Origin of the sequence: Muricauda brasiliensis (genome assembly GCF_003057865.1) — a bacterium.
Classification (GTDB): Bacteria; Bacteroidota; Bacteroidia; order Flavobacteriales; family Flavobacteriaceae; genus Flagellimonas; species Flagellimonas chongwuensis.
In genome coordinates, this window is record NZ_QBTW01000004.1 from 95,556 (window position 1) to 114,659 (window position 19,104).

At 43.4% G+C, this 19,104-nt stretch carries 12 protein-coding genes and 1 riboswitch; of the genes, 4 read left to right on the top strand and 8 right to left on the bottom strand.

What is annotated here, in order from left to right; translation table 11 throughout:
- Positions 1–45: 45 nt before the first annotated feature.
- The 4 genes from DCK90_RS03585 to metK all read right to left on the bottom strand — a co-directional run bounded on the left by DCK90_RS03585 (position 46) and on the right by metK (position 8,183).
- Positions 46–1,218, bottom strand: coding sequence for a trans-sulfuration enzyme family protein (locus DCK90_RS03585; protein ID WP_108244817.1), 1,173 nt, complete (start codon positions 1,216–1,218; stop codon positions 46–48).
- On the bottom strand, positions 1,215–4,619 hold the full coding sequence (thrA, locus tag DCK90_RS03590; RefSeq protein ID WP_234414611.1) for a bifunctional aspartate kinase/homoserine dehydrogenase I: 3,405 nt from the start codon (positions 4,617–4,619) through the stop codon (positions 1,215–1,217). Before thrA ends, DCK90_RS03585 begins: the two co-directional genes overlap by 4 nt.
- A gap of 57 nt (positions 4,620–4,676) precedes the next feature.
- Positions 4,677–4,781, bottom strand: a riboswitch (SAM riboswitch).
- 112 nt (positions 4,782–4,893) lie between these two features.
- On the bottom strand, positions 4,894–6,828 hold the full coding sequence (locus DCK90_RS03595) for a CocE/NonD family hydrolase (protein WP_108244819.1): 1,935 nt from the start codon (positions 6,826–6,828) through the stop codon (positions 4,894–4,896).
- A 101-nt stretch (positions 6,829–6,929) separates the two neighbouring features.
- Positions 6,930–8,183 carry a methionine adenosyltransferase gene (gene metK / locus DCK90_RS03600; RefSeq protein WP_108244820.1) on the bottom strand — a complete coding sequence of 418 codons (1,254 nt, stop codon included), beginning with the start codon at positions 8,181–8,183 and terminating at the stop codon, positions 6,930–6,932.
- A 329-nt stretch (positions 8,184–8,512) separates the two neighbouring features.
- Here metK and DCK90_RS03605 point away from each other — a divergent pair, with 329 nt between their 5' ends.
- From DCK90_RS03605 to DCK90_RS03615, 3 genes are all read left to right on the top strand, one after another.
- Positions 8,513–9,130: a deoxynucleoside kinase gene (locus tag DCK90_RS03605; protein WP_108244821.1), complete on the top strand. Its 618-nt coding sequence runs from the start codon at positions 8,513–8,515 to the stop codon at positions 9,128–9,130.
- Positions 9,131–9,238: 108 nt separating this feature from the next.
- Entirely contained in the window at positions 9,239–10,507 is a 1,269-nt protein-coding gene (locus DCK90_RS03610) for a serine hydrolase domain-containing protein (RefSeq protein WP_108244822.1), read from the top strand.
- Between the two features lie 138 nt (positions 10,508–10,645).
- On the top strand, positions 10,646–11,362 hold the full coding sequence (locus tag DCK90_RS03615) for an energy transducer TonB (protein WP_108244823.1): 717 nt from the start codon (positions 10,646–10,648) through the stop codon (positions 11,360–11,362).
- 53 nt (positions 11,363–11,415) lie between these two features.
- Here the strand turns inward: DCK90_RS03615 and DCK90_RS03620 are convergent, their stop codons facing one another.
- From DCK90_RS03620 to DCK90_RS03635, 4 genes are all read right to left on the bottom strand, one after another.
- The gene (locus DCK90_RS03620) at positions 11,416–13,818 is read right to left on the bottom strand and encodes a sodium-translocating pyrophosphatase (RefSeq protein WP_108244824.1); all 2,403 of its coding nucleotides are present in this window, start codon (positions 13,816–13,818) and stop codon (positions 11,416–11,418) included.
- 117 nt (positions 13,819–13,935) lie between these two features.
- A complete protein-coding gene (locus DCK90_RS03625; protein ID WP_108244825.1) occupies positions 13,936–14,463 on the bottom strand; it encodes an inorganic diphosphatase in 528 nt (175 codons plus the stop codon).
- A 77-nt stretch (positions 14,464–14,540) separates the two neighbouring features.
- The gene (locus DCK90_RS03630) at positions 14,541–17,036 is read right to left on the bottom strand and encodes a DUF5686 family protein (protein ID WP_108244826.1); all 2,496 of its coding nucleotides are present in this window, start codon (positions 17,034–17,036) and stop codon (positions 14,541–14,543) included.
- 161 nt (positions 17,037–17,197) lie between these two features.
- Complete coding sequence (locus DCK90_RS03635) at positions 17,198–18,175, bottom strand: pyruvate dehydrogenase complex E1 component subunit beta (RefSeq protein ID WP_108244827.1); 978 nt, start codon at positions 18,173–18,175, stop codon at positions 17,198–17,200.
- Positions 18,176–18,343: 168 nt separating this feature from the next.
- On the opposite strand from DCK90_RS03635, the gene DCK90_RS03640 reads away from it, so the two are divergent.
- Positions 18,344–19,090 (top strand): electron transfer flavoprotein subunit beta/FixA family protein, encoded by a 747-nt coding sequence (locus DCK90_RS03640; protein WP_108244828.1) that lies wholly within the window; start codon positions 18,344–18,346, stop codon positions 19,088–19,090.
- Positions 19,091–19,104 lie beyond the last annotated feature (14 nt).

The following is a 19,104-nucleotide window of genomic DNA, read 5'->3' on the forward strand; positions in this document are numbered from 1 at the left end:
ATAGGGAAATTTAGCAACCCGCCTAACCGACAGGTTGCGGAAAGATTACCCCAAGGCCTGCTCGATATCGGCGATAATATCATCTATATGTTCGAGACCGACCGAAACCCTGACCATTCCGTCCGAGATGCCCACGGCGTTGCGTTCCTCCGTGGTCAATTTGCTATGTGTAGTGGATGCAGGATGCGTAACAATGCTCCTTGCATCTCCCAAGTTTGCCGACAAGGATAATAAATGGATGCTATCAAAAAATTCCCGACCCGCTTCCAGACCACCTTTCACCTCAAAAGCAACAACACAACCACCTGCTTTCATCTGCTTTTTGGCTATTTCGTGCTTAGGGTGTGATTTCAAAAATGGATACTTTACCCACTCTATTTTATCATGACCTTCCAGATAGGTTGCCAACTTCAAAGCGTTCTCGCAATGTCTGTCCACACGGATGGCCAACGTTTCCAAACTTCGGGAAAGCACCCATGCATTGAAAGGCGACAAGGCAGGTCCTGTTATTCGTGAAAATCGGTACACTTTGTCCATTAATTCACCGCTACCGACCGTGATTCCAGCCAGAACACGTCCTTGACCGTCCATCAATTTGGTTCCAGAATGAATGACCAGATCGGCCCCATATTTTATGGGCTGTTGCAGATAAGGTGTCGCAAAACAGTTATCTACAATAAAAATAAGGTTGTGCTTTTTGGCGATGTTCGCCAGCACCTCCAAGTCCAATACATCCACACCTGGGTTGGTCGGCGTTTCAGCATAGAGAATTTTGGAGTTGGGCTGTATCAACCCTTCAATTTGGGACAGATCATTGGCATCAAAATAACTGGTTTCAATATTCCATTTCGGAAAAAACTGAGTGAACAACGTATGGGTTGAGCCAAAGATACTTTTGGAGGATATCACGTGGTCACCAGCATCCAACAATGCTGCCAACGTTGAAAATACGGCAGCCATACCAGAAGCGTATGCAAACCCGTTCTCCGCACCTTCCATCAAGCACACCTTTTCAATGAGCTCGTTGGAATTGGGATTGGAATATCTGGAATAAATATTCCGTTGCTTTTCCTCTGCAAAGGAGGCACGCATGTCCTCTGCATCCTCAAAAACAAAGCTGGAGGTCATATAAATTGGGCTGGAATGCTCCAAATTTTGACTGCGCTCCATTTGCGTCCTTATTGCCTGTGTCTCGAATTTTTTGCCTTGCTTGCTCATATCTTTTCTGCTATTCTTAAAATGTCACCAAATACTCCTCTTGCCGTTACAGCGGCTCCTGCACCAGCTCCTTGAATTACCAAAGGATGCTCTCCGTAGGATTCTGTATAAATTTCAATGATGGAATCGGAGCCTTTTACCTGCCCCAAAGCACTTTCCTTGGGCACAGAGATCAATTTCACTTCTAAAACCCCCTTGTCCTGTTGCAAATCCCCATACAGGTCGCCAACATAGCGTAGCACATGACCTGGCTCCTGGTTCCCTTTGATTTCCTTATACATTTTGTCCATCTCCCCGATACGCTCCATGAACCTTTCAAAATCCAAAGTCTGAAGTTCTTCCGGAATCAGATTTTGTACGTTGATATCAGAAAACTCATTCTGAAGATCTAGTTCTCTTGCCAAAATCAACAATTTTCGTCCCACATCATTACCGGATAAATCCTCCCTTGGATCCGGCTCGGTAAAGCCACTTTCCATGGCCTCCTTTACAATTTCTGAAAAAGAAACATCTTTCTCTGAAAAGGTATTGAAAATATAACTCAACGATCCTGAGAACACTCCTTTGATTCGGGTAATATTTTCTCCGGAGAGATGCAATAATTTTATGGTATCGATAAGTGGAAGACCAGCGCCCACATTGGTTTCGTAGAGATATTGTTTCTGGTTCTTGTCCAAACATTTCCGAATGGATTTGTACTTCTCAAAACTCAGTGTGTTGGCAATTTTGTTCGATGAAACCAAATCAAAACCGTGCCCGATCAAAGGCTCGTACTGCTCCACAAATGTTTTGCTCGCCGTATTGTCCACAGCAATCAAGTTTTCAAGATGGTGTTTCTTGGCAAATGCGGTAATATCCTCAATTTGGTAGGGCCGTCCTTCCTTTTCCAATCGTTCTTTCCAATCCGACCCCACTCCCGAAGCATCCAAAAGCACTTTTTTGGAATTTGCCACGGCAAACACTTTTAAATCGATGCTCTTTCGGTCCTCAATACTGGTTTTTGAATCCAGAATTTGACTGATCAAGGTTCCTCCAACTGTTCCGTGACCAAACAAGGCCAGATTTATCTTCTTGGCTATTCCAAAAATCTGTCCATGAATCACATTGATGGCCTTGTTCAAATCTGATTTCTTCACCACCATGCTCACGTTCTTACCGGTAACGGTGTTGTTGAACAACAATGGTATAATCTGATTTTTGGCCAATGCGTTGAAGGGTTTATGGAAGCTGCTCAAATCCATCCCAACTATAGAAATTACCGAAACATCCTTCACCACCGATATCTGGTTGATGTCCTGTGAGGAATAATCCGTTTCAAATTCTTGGTCCAACACTTTTTTAGCTTTGTCCGCCTTGGATGCATCCACTACCAAGCCTATGCCGCGTTCGGACGATCCTTGGGAAACAATACCCACACTGATACCATTCTGGCCCAACGCCCTAAAAATCCGCATATCGACACCAACTTTACCGAGCAATCCCCTACCCTCCAAATTGATAAGGGCCATGTTGTCCAGCACCGAAAGCGATTTTATTCCGCCATTGTCGGTTTTTGGGCCGATCAATGTGCCCTTATTATCATCGTTGAAGGTATTGCAGATACGCAACGGAATATTTTTCTCGATCAACGGAATAATGGTCTTCGCATGCAAAATATTTGCCCCGAAATTTGCCAACTCGTTGGCTTCTCCATAGGATATTACATCAATCAATCGGGCATCCTTAACCAAATCCGGATTGGCGGTAAAAATACCATCCACATGGGTATAGTTCACCAACTCGCCAGCGTCCAAAAAGTTGGCCAGCAAGGCTGCGGAATAGTTACTTCCGTTTCTTCCCAAAGTTGTTGTGGAACCATCTCGATTGGAACCTATGAAACCGGTCACGATAGGTATTACACCCTTGTCCAATTCGTGAAACTGACGGATAACATTTTCTTTGGACGTACTTTGATCTACTTCCGCATTGCTAAAATTATCGTCCGTGGCGATCAACTTTCTGGAATCCAAAAGCTTTGCCCGTAGGCAAGATGCGTTTAAGGAAGCTGTCACATATTTTGCAGACAACAGTTCCCCATAGGACAACACCTCATCCTTGGTCTTTAAGCTGTAATCTCCCGTTAAGGAAACCCCGCTCAATATTTTTTCAATGGCGGACAATTCTTCTGCAATGTCTACGCCGTCGAAATTATTTTTTTGGTATTCGGCAAACTTTGCCAAATCAATTTTAAAGTCCGCACCTTTGGCCGCCTTCTCCAAAAGATTTTCGAGTTGGTCGGTTGCCTTTCCTCGAGCAGAGACCACCACGGCGAAGTGCTCTTCTTCCTCATGCCTTTTTCGGATGATATCCAAAACGCGCTCAATGCCTTCACCGTTTGCTAGAGACTTTCCTCCAAACTTCAATATTTTGATACGTTCGGTATTCTTTTGAAAAACGGTCTCCAACAATTTTTCCAATTGTTCAAACTCCATCAAAAAAGCATCGTGGCCATGTACAGATTGGACCTCGCCGTAAGTGACATTGGTATTGGCCTGTGCCAAACGTTTAAAGGTTTCCTTATTTTCTTCGGCCGTGAAGAACAGGTCGGAATTGACCCCGATGATATGGATTTTGGTATCGCTCTCCTGCAATGCCTTGAAGGCTTCCTCTCCATTTCTCGTAATGTCGATGGATTTGAGGAGTTGGTTCATCAACTTATACGCTGATAACTGAAAGCGCTCCTGTAGCTTTTTACCATGATGCATCAACCAAGATTCCACATTGAACACCTTGAGTTCCTCGTTGGTACTTCTTTTAAACCGCTCCTTGAAAGATTCTGGTGTACGGTAACACAACATGGCGTGCATACGGGCATCGTGCACGGGTTGTTTGGAATTCACCAAAAACTGCTCCTGAATCTGACAGTTGGCAATCAACCAATCCGTGGATTTCCAGTCAGATGCCACCGGAATCAAATGTTCAGTAATTTTGGGGTTAATGGCCGTCATTTCCCAGGCAATTCCACCTCCTAGGGACCCTCCAATGATGGCGAACAACTTATCAATTTCCAATTGCTCCAATCCCCAAAGAAATATTCTGGCAATATCCGCAGCTACAAAATCCTTGTAGTTTTCAATAATGAAACCATCGAATCCATTACCCGGAATATTAAAGGAAAGGATAGTGTATTTCTCGGTATCGATACATTTTCCATCGCCTATCAAATCGGACCACCATCCATCTTTCCCCGCTACGTTGGAATTTCCTGTAAGCGCATGGTTCACCAAAATAATGGGCGAAGTGCCCAAGGGTCTTCCAAAAACTTGGTACGACAACTTTATTTCTTGAACGGAGCCGCTCAATGTCTTAAAATCCGATATGGCCAAATGCCTTAAATCCATATATACAACAATAGACCCCATGGGTCGACAATTAATAAATAGTATGGTTATAAGAAAGTGGGGCAGAAACTACCTGTGATGTTATCTATTCCCAAAAGGGATAGAACGTAGCACCTTCATGACGGGAGTCAAGGGTTGCTAAGGCTTCAACGGGTCTATTCCCTCCACCTTTCTTGATAACTAACAATACGTGTTTGAACTTCGTGGGACAAATATACTGATGGAAACATCGATTTTCCTAATCTTTTGGAAAATTTTCATCAATTGACCTTGCCCCACGAAACTCGTTGCTTTATTATTTCAATACCGTAAACTCAATATTGGAATCGGTGAAGACGGTATGGGTCTGGCTCTTGAAATCCGACTCGTCCGCCTTAAAGATGTTCTCCACATAGGTTTGTGGGTTCAAATCGATAAGCGGAAACCACGTGCTCTGTACCTGAATCTGCAATTTGTGCCCTTTTTTGATGGTATGGAACACATCCTGAAGCTTAATATTCACATCGGTCTTCTGGTTGGGCGTAAACGGTTCGGGATTCGAAAAGCTGTTCCTAAAACGACCCCGCAGCACCTCACTGCGAACCATTAAATGATAATTGCTCATTTTAAGATGGTCCTGCATTTCATCATTGGTCTCCGCATCTGCCGGGTGCACATCGATAACTTTTACAATCCAGTCGGCTGCGGTACCCGTAGTGGCCACTTTTAATTTTGCCAAAATATCCCCGGCCAAGGTCATATCCTCTTCCATCACATCGGTTTCAAAAACCAGAACATCGGAACGGCGCGCAGCGAAACGCTGGTCGTCCGTCATGTATTTTCTTGGAGTGAAAACGGTCTTCACATCTTCGGAGTAAGGGACTGGCTTTTTCACATCACTGATAAATTGAATTCCTGTAATCTCTTTTTGCTCAGTGGTAAGTTGTTGGTCATCCGAAAGGAACATGGCCTGTTTTGTAGCATTCTCCGGAGGCCACGTATCGTACTTTTTCCATTCTTTTTTACCGGTATCAAAAACGTAGGCCTCCGGCAATCCAGAATTTTTATTACCCTCCCCTTTTAGAAAGTGGTTAAAGAACTTTGTCTCGATTTCTTTCTGGAAAAACAACGAAATGGAGTCACCGAAGTAGTAGTTTCCGACCACATTTCTTTCTCGGTCCCTGGCCCAACCCCCATGATCCCAAGGACCGAATACCATGGTGTTATAGTTGCCTTTGTTATATTTTTCAATGTTCTTGTAGGTTTCCAATGGTCCGTACAGGTCCTCAGCATCGAACCACCCCCCAACGATCATGGTGGCGACGCTGCTCTTTACATTTTTAAGGTGCTGGATCAAGCCGCGGCTCTGCCACATTTCATCATAATTGGGATGTTCTTTGAGTTCATTCCAAAAATAATCATCGGTCACCCCTTCTGGACGCATGGTAGGAGTATCGGCGGTATCATATTCAAAGAAATAATCCAGATTTTTGAGTGGCCCGGCATCCAGGAAAAACTGGTATTGGTCTTCAGTTGGCAAGCTTGGTAAGGTATACCACGCAGTATCTATGGGAGCATCGCCATTCGGGCGCGGAGTTCCAAAAAGCGAAGTAGCCCTAAAATAACTCAACAAATAGGCACCGTTATGGTGAAAATCATCAAAAAAGAAGTCGCCGATACAGGCTTGGGGAGAAGCTGCTTTTAAGGCTGGATGCGCATCCACCGTGGCATAGGTGGCGTAATGTCCGGGATACGAAATACCCCAGATGCCCACATTGCCGTTATTGTTCTCCACATTGTTCACCAACCATTCAATGGTATCGTACGTATCCGAACTTTCATCTACTTGGTCATCGGAGGTTTTATTGGGGATGTAGGCGCGCATATTCACGTAATGGCCTTCGCTAAGCCATCTTCCCCTAACATCTTGGTAAACGATAATGTTCCCTTCCTTCATCAAATGCTCGTTCGGACCTATTTTGGTCCTGAAATTCCCTTCTCCGTAGGGTTGGGAACTATAAGGGGTCCGCTGCATGATGATAGGGTACTTTTTGGACGTATCCCTGGGCGAATAAATGGTCGTATGCAGGGTAATTCCGTCCCGCATTTCAATGTCCACCTCTTTTTTGGTGTAGTTGTCCACCACGTAGGTATCGACCTCTTTGACCTCCGTCTTGGTCGATTTTTTACAACTGACGGTTACCGTCAACATTAAAACACTAAGCAGTAGAATTTTGAAAGAACTTTTCATTATCTCGTTTTTGATGTGTTAAAGCTACTAAAGTTGGCCGTAGTATGCCAATAAAAAAAGGAGCCTCTTGGAAGCTCCTTTATCTTTATGTTTTTGATGGATTAAAGTCCGAAAGTGGCCTTCACCTTGCCCACCATATCCAGTTTTTCCCAAGTGAAGAGTTCCACTTCTTTTTCGATTCTACCATTGTAAGGTGATTCAAAAACCTTGGTCATAGTTCTAGGTTGTTTCCCCAAATGACCATAAGCGGCCGTTTCCAGATAAATCGGGTTTCGTAGTTTTAGCCGCTCTTCGATGGCAAAAGGTCGCATGTCAAAAAGTTCTGATGCCTTTTTGGCAATCTCGCCATCAGTCATATCCACATTGGAAGATTTATAGGTGTCCACAAAAATAGAGGTAGGCTCCACCACACCAATGGCATAGCTCACTTGGACCAAAATTTCATCGGCAACACCCGCAGCGACCAAGTTCTTGGCCATATGTCGAGCAGCGTAGGCAGCACTACGATCTACCTTACTAGGATCTTTTCCACTAAAAGCACCTCCACCGTGTGCTCCTTTTCCACCATAAGTGTCCACAATTATTTTTCTGCCGGTAAGACCTGCATCACCATGCGGACCGCCTATCACAAATTTCCCAGTTGGGTTGATGTGATATTTGATGTTATCGGTAAACAATTTTTGAATGCTCTCGGGCATCAATTTTTTCACCTCTGGAATCAGAATGTTCACGATATCCTCCTTTATCTTGGCCAACATCACATCATCCTCATCAAACTCATCATGCTGTGTGGAAACCACAATGGTATCAATCCGTTGCGGAACATTATCATCGGAATACTCGATGGTAACCTGAGCTTTGGCATCTGGACGTAGGTAAGGAATTCGCTTTCCTTCTCTCCTCAAATCGGCCAAAACTTCCAAGATTTTATGGGAAATATCCAGCGCCAACGGCATATAATTATCGGTCTCTTTTGTGGCGTAACCGAACATCATACCTTGGTCCCCAGCACCTTGCTCTTCTTTTGAACCACGGTCAACACCCTGATTAATGTCCTGTGACTGTTCGTGAATCAATGAAATCACCCCGCATGAATCACCACTGAACTTGTATTCACCCTTAGTGTAGCCAATTTTATTGATGACCTCTCTGGCTATGCTCTGCAAATCCACATAAGTATGGCTCTTCACCTCTCCTGCCAATACAACCTGCCCCGTGGTCACCATGGTCTCGCATGCAACCTTGCTCTCTGGGTCAAATGCCAAAAAATTATCCAATAAAGCATCGCTGATCTGATCCGCAATCTTATCCGGATGCCCTTCACTTACAGATTCTGATGTAAACAAATACGCCATTTCTAAATTTTAATATTGATGGATTTGACGACGCACCGCGAAGAAGTTCCTGACCCTTTGGGAAGAGATGCGCGGACCTATTTGGGTCCCGCAAGAACTGCTTTAGCATTTTTTGTCCTGAACTACATTCAGGAAAAGAGGTTGCAATCAGTCAAATCTTTCCTCATTTTGAAAGGCAAAAGTACGTAATTGGTTGATATTTCAAAACTTTGTTTTAAGGCATTGTAACATCGTCCATTTGAACCAGTTTTTTTTCGATAAGCAGATATACTTTGTATATTGCGACGATTTGATTCCCTTGGTACAAACACAATAAACACTGACATCTTATGCATATTGCTGTGGCAGGCAACATCGGGGCCGGCAAAACTACGTTGACCAATTTACTTGCAAAACATTACAAGTGGGAGGCCCATTTTGAAGATGTGGTGGACAATCCCTATCTCGACGATTTTTACACCCAGATGGAACGATGGAGCTTCAACCTACAAATTTATTTTTTGAACAGTAGGTACCGTCAAATTCTAAAAATCAGGGAAAGTGGAAAAAGTGTGATCCAAGATAGGACCATTTATGAAGATGCCCACATATTCGCCCCTAACCTCCATGCCATGGGACTGATGACGAACCGGGACTACGAAAATTACAAGGGCCTTTTTGAGCTAATGGAATCCTTGGTGCAACCCCCGGATTTAATGATATATCTGCGCAGTTCCATCCCCAATTTGGTCAATCAAATCCATAAGCGCGGCCGGGATTATGAAAACTCGATATCCATTGATTACCTCAGCCGTTTGAACGAACGCTATGAGGCTTGGGTGAACACCTACCAAAAGGGCAAGCTACTGATTTTTGATGTGGACAATCTTGATTTTGTGGACAACCCCGAGGATTTGGGAGAGGTCATCAATCGTATTGACGGAGAGATTCACGGATTGTTTGAATAATAACTTTCTTATAGTATAGTTTTACTGTTTTTCCGATGCTCTTTTTTAGAGTAAATATTGATTAACTTTAACTACAATAGTTCCATGTAGCAAATCAATACCAACCACATGAAAAACCTTCAAGCCAACCGACAAATAACATTTTTATTCGCACTTTTTGTCCTTTTCGTGACCAATGCGCAAGAAATGGACAAAGCTACCCCGGAAGATGTAGGTATGTCTTCCGAGCGACTGGAAAGACTATCAAAAACCTTTCAGGATTACATTGATAAAGAAAAATTGCCGGGAGCAACTATTCTAGTAGCTAGAAAAGGCAAAATCGCCTATTTAAAGTCTTTTGGGAAGAACGATATAGAAAGTAATATTCCAATGAGCGAAGGCTCCATTTTCAGGATTGCATCCCAAACCAAGGCCATTGTAAGTGTTGGCGTAATGATGCTTCAGGAAGAGGGCAAGTTATTGATCACAGATCCTGTTGGAAAATATATGCCGGCCTTTATGAAAACCAAAGTGGCCGTAGCCAAGAAAGATGGCTCCTACGACATTGTCGATGCTCACCGACCTATCACTATTCGTGATTTGTTGACCCATACCTCAGGGGTATCCTATGGATATGGGATTGCCAGTGATTTATGGGAAGAAGCCAACATCCAAGGATGGTATTTTGCAGATCGGGATGAACCCATTCAAGCTACGGTAAACCGGATGGCAGAATTACCCTTTGAGGCACAACCCAGAAAAGAGTTTGTTTACGGTTACAACACGGATATTCTCGGTGCTTTAATTGAAGTGGTTTCCGGTGAGACACTGGATGTTTATCTTAAAAAGAACATTTTGGAGCCGCTGGGCATGAAGGATACCCATTTCTATCTTCCCTTGGATAAAAAAGAACGTTTGGCTACCGTATATTCCGCGACCGAAAATGGTTTGGAGCGCGCTCCCAGTCCTGGCGGCATGGTGGGTCAGGGTGCCTATGTGGATGGTCCCCGAAAAAGTTTTTCGGGAGGAGCAGGATTGTTGAGCACAGCTTCGGATTATACCAAATTCCTACAAATGATGCTCAACAAAGGAGAACTTAATGGCAAGCGCATCATTTCACCAAAAACGGTAGAATTGATGACCACCAACCATCTCCCATTTCCATTAGGCGAAGGCACGGGTTTTGGATTGGGCTTTTCTACGGTTGAAGATTTGGGCCTAAGAGGCGAATTGGGTTCCGAAGGTGAGTTTGCATGGGGCGGTGCATACCATTCCACCTATTGGGCAGACCTGAAGGAAGAGATGACTGTTGTGTATTTCACGCAATTGATTCCCGCCAACGATTTGGACGATCACGGAAAATTACGGGCATTGATCTACCAAGCCATCATTGATTAAGATTTTGCGTACGTTTCCCTCAACCAGATAGCCCGTTCACTCATTGTCGGTTTATTTCGGTTTGTTTTCAAGGTAGTTTAGTATTGGGATCAACCCACTACTATTAACTAAGGCTTTAAAGTCAAAAACTTGAAAATTATGGAACCGAAAAAAAATCCACAACTCGATTTAAGACGAAACAGTCTGCTCTACTTTTTTGTCGGCATGACCTTGGTATTGCTCATGGCCTATTTGGCCTTGGAGTGGAAAACCTATTACTCAGATGATTCTTGGGACGTTGGCGAGTTAAAAGTCGATGAGCAATTGATTGAAGATGCCACTATACTCAAAATTAAACTCCCAGACCCGCCCAAGCCCAAAATCCAGACCCCTCCGAAAATTGAGATTAAGGATGATGATGAGAAGGTGATTGAAACTGTTATCGAATCAAACGATGTAAACCAAGACACAGAGATTGCAGATGTTGAATCTATCGAGGTTGCAGAAGAAGAAATCAATGAAGAAATCCCAATAATATTAGTGGAAAACGCACCTGTGTTCCCTGGTTGTGAGAATGAAGCCACGGAAAAAGACAAAAGAGCTTGTTTTCAAGAAATGATGCAAAAACACATACGGAAAAATTTCCGTTATCCCGACCCCGCGAAAGAGTTGGGATTACAAGGCAGGGTAAATATTATGTTTACAATTGATAAAGATGGTTCAATAAACAATGTCCGACTTCGCGGACCTCACGAATCTCTAGAAGAGGAAGCTTCCAGAATCATTTCAAAATTACCTGAAATGAAGCCTGGAGAACAAAGAGGTATACCGGTAAAGGTTTCTTACTCTCTACCCATCACGTTTAAGTTGAATTAATAAAAAAACCACGCCGTTTGGCGTGGTTTTTCCAGCTTTCAAAAAAGCGCGAGCTAATCCTTTGCCTCGGCACTCTTATATTCTTGTATTTTTTTCTCCAATTCTTCTTTGGAATCGGCCATCAGTTCTTCTGTCTCTTCAACAACTTCTCCATTTTCGTTTGTGGTCGAAGTAACTACAGCCTTATATCCGCCATCGGCAGTATTGCTAATCTCTACGCGGATTTCCTTTTCAATCGCTCTGGTTTCTTTCATCCCCTCTTCGGTAATGGTAATCATGGTACCATCCTCTTTTGTAATGCCAACTCCATCAGCGGGAGAAAGGCTTACCAGACTCGGTGCAATTACCAAAGCGACCACGGACATCAATTTAAGCAAAATATTTAAAGAAGGACCCGATGTATCCTTAAAAGGATCACCTACGGTATCGCCTACAACGGCTGCTTTATGGGCATCACTTCCCTTTCGGCCTTCGCTTTCAATAGTTTTTTTGGCATTATCCCAAGCTCCGCCTGCATTGGACTGAAAAATAGCCATAAGCACTCCTGCAGTGGTTACACCTGCCAAAAGACCACCCAACATTTCGGCTCCACCTATGAATCCGACCGCCACGGGAACGGCTATGGCTAACAAGCCGGGCAGCACCATTTCTTTAATAGATGCTTGTGTAGAAATCTCTACGCACTTTTGATACTCCGCTTTTCCATCCGCTGCTTCAAAAATGGCCATGTCTTCTTTACTGGCTTTTGAAAGGTCCGAATCATACTTGCGCATGACGGCCAATGCAGCTTTCAATTCTGGGATATCTTTGAACTGACGACGTACTTCTTCAATCATGGACATCGCCGCTCTACCCACGGCATTCATTGAAAGCGCCGAGAATACAAACGGTAACATTCCTCCAATCAATAGTCCAGCCATAATATCAGGACGAGAAACATCTATGGATTGAACTCCTGCAGTTTTCATAAAAGCTGCAAAAAGCGCGAGTGCTGTCAATGCTGCTGATGCAATGGCAAATCCTTTGCCAATGGCTGCTGTAGTGTTTCCTACGGCATCCAATTTATCTGTTCTGTCGCGTACCTCTCCGGGAAGTTCTGCCATCTCGGCTATACCACCAGCATTATCGGAAATTGGCCCATAGGCATCGACCGCTAGCTGAATACCTGTATTGGCCAACATCCCCACCGCTGCGATAGCGATTCCATAAAGACCAGCAAAATGATGGGAAACCAAAATTGCCGCTGCAATCAATATTATAGGGATGGCCGTGGACATCATTCCCACACCAAGACCTGCAATGATATTGGTAGCGGAACCTGTATCCGATTGACGAACGATTGAATTTACAGGCTTGGTCCCGGTACCGGTATAATATTCGGTCACCTTACCTACCAATAGACCAGCAACCAAGCCGGCAATGGTAGCCCAGAAAACACCCATCGCGGTAAATTCTTTTCCACCTTCCATCCAAGATTCGGGAAGCATACCATTAATGATGAAATAAGACGCTATCAACATTAGGCCTGCAGAACCAAACTCACCGATATTTAATGCCGTTTGCGGGTTCCCGCCATCTTTTACTCTAACAAAAAAAGTTCCTATAATCGACATTATAATTCCAACCGCTGCCAGGGCCAAGGGCAAGTAAACAGCTCCCAATCCATCGAACGCAGCTTGAAATTCGGGTAATCCTGCAAACACCGCACCCAAAACCATGGTCCCAATAATGGAACCTACATAAGACTCGAAAAGGTCGGCCCCCATACCTGCCACATCACCAACATTGTCACCAACGTTATCGGCAATGGTTGCAGGGTTCAAAGGATGGTCCTCTGGTATCCCGGCTTCAACCTTACCCACCAAATCAGCTCCCACATCGGCGGCTTTGGTATAGATACCTCCGCCCACACGGGCAAAAAGTGCTATGGAAGATGCACCGAGGGAGAAACCGGAAAGTACGTTCAATACTTCACCTAATTCCCAGCCCTGTCCGCTGTAAATCATGAATAGTCCGCTCAAACCAAGAACGCCAAGACCAACAACACCAAGGCCCATCACTGCACCACCGGCAAAAGCGACCTCTAGAGCCTTTCCCAAAGATGTTCTTGCTGCATTAGTGGTTCTTACGTTGGCCTTAGTGGCAACCCTCATACCAATAAAACCTGCCAAGGCGGAACATATGGCACCGACAATAAAGGAAACGGCCACCATGCCGTTGGAACCGGTTTCACTATTTCCTTTAAAGAAGAGCAAAACGGCCACAGCGACTACAAAAATGCTAAGTATTTTATATTCAGCTTTTAAGAAAGACATTGCACCCTCTGCAATGTTCTTTGCAATTCTTGCCATCTTGGCGTCACCGACTTCTTGTTTTGAAATCCAAGCGTTCTTTACGAACACATACAGGAGGGCCAAGACACCAAATACTGGCAAAAACTTTACGATTAAATCCATAGGTTTAGATTATTTAGAAATATTTAATGCCAGCTAATGTAGTAAAATACGAAGTAATAAAAAAAATGCGCCTTTAATTATTAAAAGCGCATTTTTTTAAAGTTATTGTTATGTAATTTATATGGTGTAAGCACGTCTCTTTTTGTGCTCACTATCTTCGTAGCGCTGAACGCATTCGTGATAGATTTGTATGGCCTCGTTCACATCGCCCCAACCGCCTGTATCTACTTTCTTCTCTTCCAAATCCTTATACACTTGAAAGAAATGTTCAATCTCTTTTAGTCGATGGGGGTTCAATTCGCTGATATCATCCCTTTTGCTCCAAATAGGGTCAGAAACGGGTACACAGATTATTTTTTCATCCGGTCCTTTTTCATCGGTCATATGGAAAACCCCTACTGGCTTTACTTCCACGACCACCATAGGATATGTTGGCTCGGTGCAGAGTACCAAAACATCCAATGGGTCACCGTCCAAAGCTAAGGTTTCTGGAATGAAACCGTAGTCTCCAGGGTACATCATTGAAGAAAAAAGGGTTCTGTCAAATCGAATTTTGTTGAGGGTGAAGTCGTATTCGTACTTGTTCCTACTACCTTTTGGAATTTCTACAAGTACATCGAAAGTAATACGTGGTTTTTTAGACATGTTAGTGATATAATTTATGCTGCAAAAATAACCAGTATAACTGGAATAGACCACATAAATCGCAGGTTTCCTTTGAATTAAAAATTAAACCCAAAGGTCCCTGTAATACCAAAAGCACGTGCATCCGGATTTTCGAGGTAATTGCCCCGGAAATTAAAATCTATTCGAAGTATTTTAAAAATATTGCCCACTCCTAAGGAATATTCCCAATACACCTGATCTTCGGGAGCCATTAACGGAATGTTCGTGGGAGCACTCAAAGCAATATTTTCTTCGGACAGTTGACCCCATGCTCCTCGTACACCAACAATTTCCCGCAGATTGAGCTTTCGCAACCATGGAATGCGTGAAAATAATCTTCCGTTAAAGTTGTGTTCCAAATGGACCGTGGCATAGGTATCCGTGACAAACTCGTAGAAATCCAAGTTCGGGAACACATTGTATAGTGAAAACAAGGTTTGATTACCCGGAATAACGCTCAACAGCCCCAAGGGCACTGTTCCAAAGGTTTTTCCCAGTTCCACAGTACTCGTTAACCTACCAAAGCCGCCAATTTGCCATGGTTGCTGATAGGAAAACTGTATTTTCTCGTAATCGAAATCACTTTCCAGAAAGCCATCCACCCCTTTGGTATATTTTAATACAAGTGTGCTATAATCATCATTGATATTAGATCGTTCCACACCATAACCAATGGTCCGTTTGCCAGGGGTATAAATTAATGTCGTGGTAAGGTCAAACTGTTTTATTTCCGATGAAATGTCCGACGGAGAAGTTGGGTCCACATAATCCAGACTAAAAGCATCGGGCAATGCCGAACTGAGCGTCCTGAATGAGCCACCAACATCAATTCTAAAATTCTTCACTGGCTCCATTTCCACGTTCAATGTGGAAAGGTTGATATTGGTCAAGCGATCGTTGGAACCTACGGTTACCAAGGATGAAGAGGCAATACTCCTGCCCATTACATCGTTGGTACTCGTTAAACTGAGTCCTAATTGTTCTATGTCCCGTCTATTTCCTCCTGAAACAATCAAACGGTTCTTACGGTCCAATAAGAACTTTCCAGAAAATCCGTGCTTGAATTTTTTATCGCTGAAGCCATAGGCCATATAACCTTCCAATCGCCATAAATCATTCTGGCCAAAATAGGTCCGGGCACCTCCTCTCAGACGAATCCCTTCCGCATCATTATAGCCAAAAGTGCTGTAGATATCCCCGATGTCGATATTCCATTTATCGATTTCGACGTAACCCGACCCCAGAATACTGACAATATCGTAATAGGTTCGGAACTTGGGCACTGTTTTTAAAGTATCCAGCAGTTTGAAGATTCCTGATTCGTCCTCGTTCAAACGCTCTAGACGGGCATTTTCCCAAAAAATACTATCCTGCGAGAACACACGTGGGTCGTATGGATCGGAAACGGCCTTGTAAAAATCTTCGGAGCGTGGATTGTTAAAGTTATAATTATCAAAAACGGTGGTCCGTTTTCCGTAGACACCACGAGATTCTTCTTTTTTGGAAAAACTAAAATCGCTCAGCATATAATCCCGCTTCAAAAGAAAAACAGAATCGTTGACCACCTCAAAATCCTGTTCAATATAAATCTCCTTCACCCAGTTAATGTTGGCGCTTTTGGTGACCTGAAGGTTAATTTTTTTGATAGCGAAGGTGGTATCATTCACCCAAAAATCACCTTTAAATGTAAGCTCGTTCTTGCGTCGCGGGTAGTAAATAATATTGTAGCACCACTTGTCATCAATATAGGTACTGTCAGACAGCACATAATTGTAGACATCTATTCCTGTTTTGGACAATGGACTGGTAAAGCTCTTATCAAAAAACTTAAGGTAATTATTGTAGATATCGTAATCAGAATAGAGGTCTTCCACAAAGGCGGTTATAGCTTGGTTCCCACTAAAACCGGAGTTTTTATTACCCAATACATCCTCCTTTTCCCTATCGAGCACATTATCGCCATACACTTTGGAGAATGACTCGCTCAAGAACATAGGCAGATACGTTTTTCCTGTGATTCGAGAAGTATCCAGGTCTTCGAACATAAATTCGAGCCCTTTGAACAGCTTGCTTTTTATCAAAGCACTGTCGATGGTATTCAGGTCAAACTCAATTTTCTCATATTTGTCATATTGGTACTGCTTGAACTTGCGCACACCGTTCTCCCGTTTTTTTGCCCAAATTTTACGTAGAATATCTATGGCCGGGTTGTTCTTTTTAGACTGTTTTCCGGTATATACTACCACTTCCTGAAGTTGTTCGGCGGATTCGGCCAGCACAATTTCCATATTGTAGTTCACTTTTTGTGCCAACGAAACCTCTTTGGTCTCATATCCGATAAAGGATACTTTGATGGCATCATAGGTCTCATCGGACTCCATGTAAAACCTACCGTTATCGTTGGTAATGGTTCCCTCGGAAGAGTTTACAAAAATAATGTTGGCAAAAGCGATGGGCATCCCAGTATCGTCGGTAACTATCCCTTCTATTTTGGTCTGCGCACTGGCACAAACTGTAAAAATCAGAAAAAAAACAGAAAAGAATCTTTTCATAGGCAAGTATGTGGGACATTGGGGAAAAGCACAACGGCAAATTCCATTCAACTTAGGTCAAATTTGGTTCAAAGTATTTTCTAATCAAAAAAATGTTCCCTAAATAATATAGCCCCGTCAACAAAATTGACGGGGCTAATATACCTTAAAAAATGTTTGTATTACTTATATAACACTTTCTTAACAGCTTTAATAACGTCTTCATGGTTAGGCAACCACTCCGCCAAAAGTACTGGAGAGTATGGTGCAGGGGTATCTGCAGTATTCAGTTTTACGATAGGGGCATCCAAATAGTCGAAGGCCTTGTCCTGAACGTGATAGATGATTTCAGTGGCCACGTTACCAAAAGGCCATGCCTCTTCCAAGATTACCATTCTATTGGTTTTCTTTACCGAGGTAAGAATAGCTTCATGATCCATAGGACGTACTGTTCTCAAATCGATGATTTCGCAGCTAATGCCCTCTTTTTCCAATTCATCGGCTGCCTTGTAGGCCTCTTTAATGATTTTTCCAAAGGAAACTATGGTCACATCGGTACCTTCTCTTTTAATATCGGCAACACCCAATGGGATAGTGTACTCGCCTTCAGGCACATCGCCCTTGTCACCGTACATTTGCTCTGATTCCATAAAAATTACAGGATCATCATCACGGATGGCCGATTTCAACAATCCTTTGGCATCAGCCGGGTTCGAAGGAACCACAACCTTTAAACCGGGAGTGTTTGCAAACCAACTTTCAAAAGCTTGGGAGTGCGTAGCGGCCAACTGCCCCGCAGAAGCCGTAGGCCCTCTAAATACAATCGGACAATTGAACTGCCCGCCGGACATCTGACGAATTTTGGCAGCGTTGTTTATAATTTGATCAATCCCCACTAAGGAGAAGTTGAACGTCATAAATTCTATAATGGGCCTATTGCCGTTCATTGCAGAACCAACACCGATACCGGCAAAACCAAGTTCTGAAATTGGGGTGTCCAATACACGCTCCGGTCCAAACTCATCCAACATGCCTTTGGAAGCCTTATAAGCACCGTTGTACTCGGCTACCTCCTCGCCCATCAGATAAATGGTATCATCCCTTCGCATTTCTTCGGACATAGCCTCGGCTATTGCCTCCCTAAACTGTAATGTTTTCATTGAATCGTACTAAATATTTATAGTCTGCTTAAAAACGCAAGCAAAAATAGCAAAAACTACCCGAAACTTGCCTGACCAAAATCCAAAAAAAGAACAAAATTTATTATGCATGCATAATAAATTTCGGATTTTTATAATTATATTTGAGCAGATAAACCTAAAGTATATATGAAGATTTTAGTTTGCATTAGCAACGTACCGGATACTACTTCCAAAATCAATTTTACGGAAGGCGACACCAAGTTTGACACAAACGGGGTTCAATTTGTTATTAATCCCAATGATGAGTTCGGACTTACTCGCGCCATGTGGTTCAAAGAAAAGCAAGGCGCTACCGTTCACGTAGTAAATGTTGGCGGTGCCCAAACCGAGCCCACCATTAGAAAAGCATTGGCCATCGGTGCCGATGAAGCGATTCGAGTGGATGCCGAGCCAAAGGATGGTTTTTTTGTGGCACAGCAACTGGCCGAAGTGGTCAGGAATGGAGCATACGACCTTATTATCGCAGGTAGGGAATCTATCGACTATAATGGAGGTATGGTTCCAGGAATCCTTGCCACTTTGTTGGACATGAACTTCGTGAACACTTGTATCGGTCTTGAAATTGAAGGAGATACAGCAACAGCAGTTCGTGAAATCGATGGGGGCAAGGAAAAAATCAGCACATCGCTTCCATTGGTCATTGGCGGTCAAAAAGGATTGGTAGAGGAAAGTGACCTTCGCATCCCTAACATGAGAGGCATCATGATGGCTCGTAAAAAAACATTGAATGTGGTAGAACCCGTTGATGCTTCACAACCCACACAGGACCAAAAATTTGAAAAGCCCGCTGCCAAAGGACCAGTTAAGTTGGTCGATGCCGGCAATGTGGGCGAATTAGTAGAACTACTGCACAACGAAGCAAAAGTTATCTAAACAAGAGAAAAGAT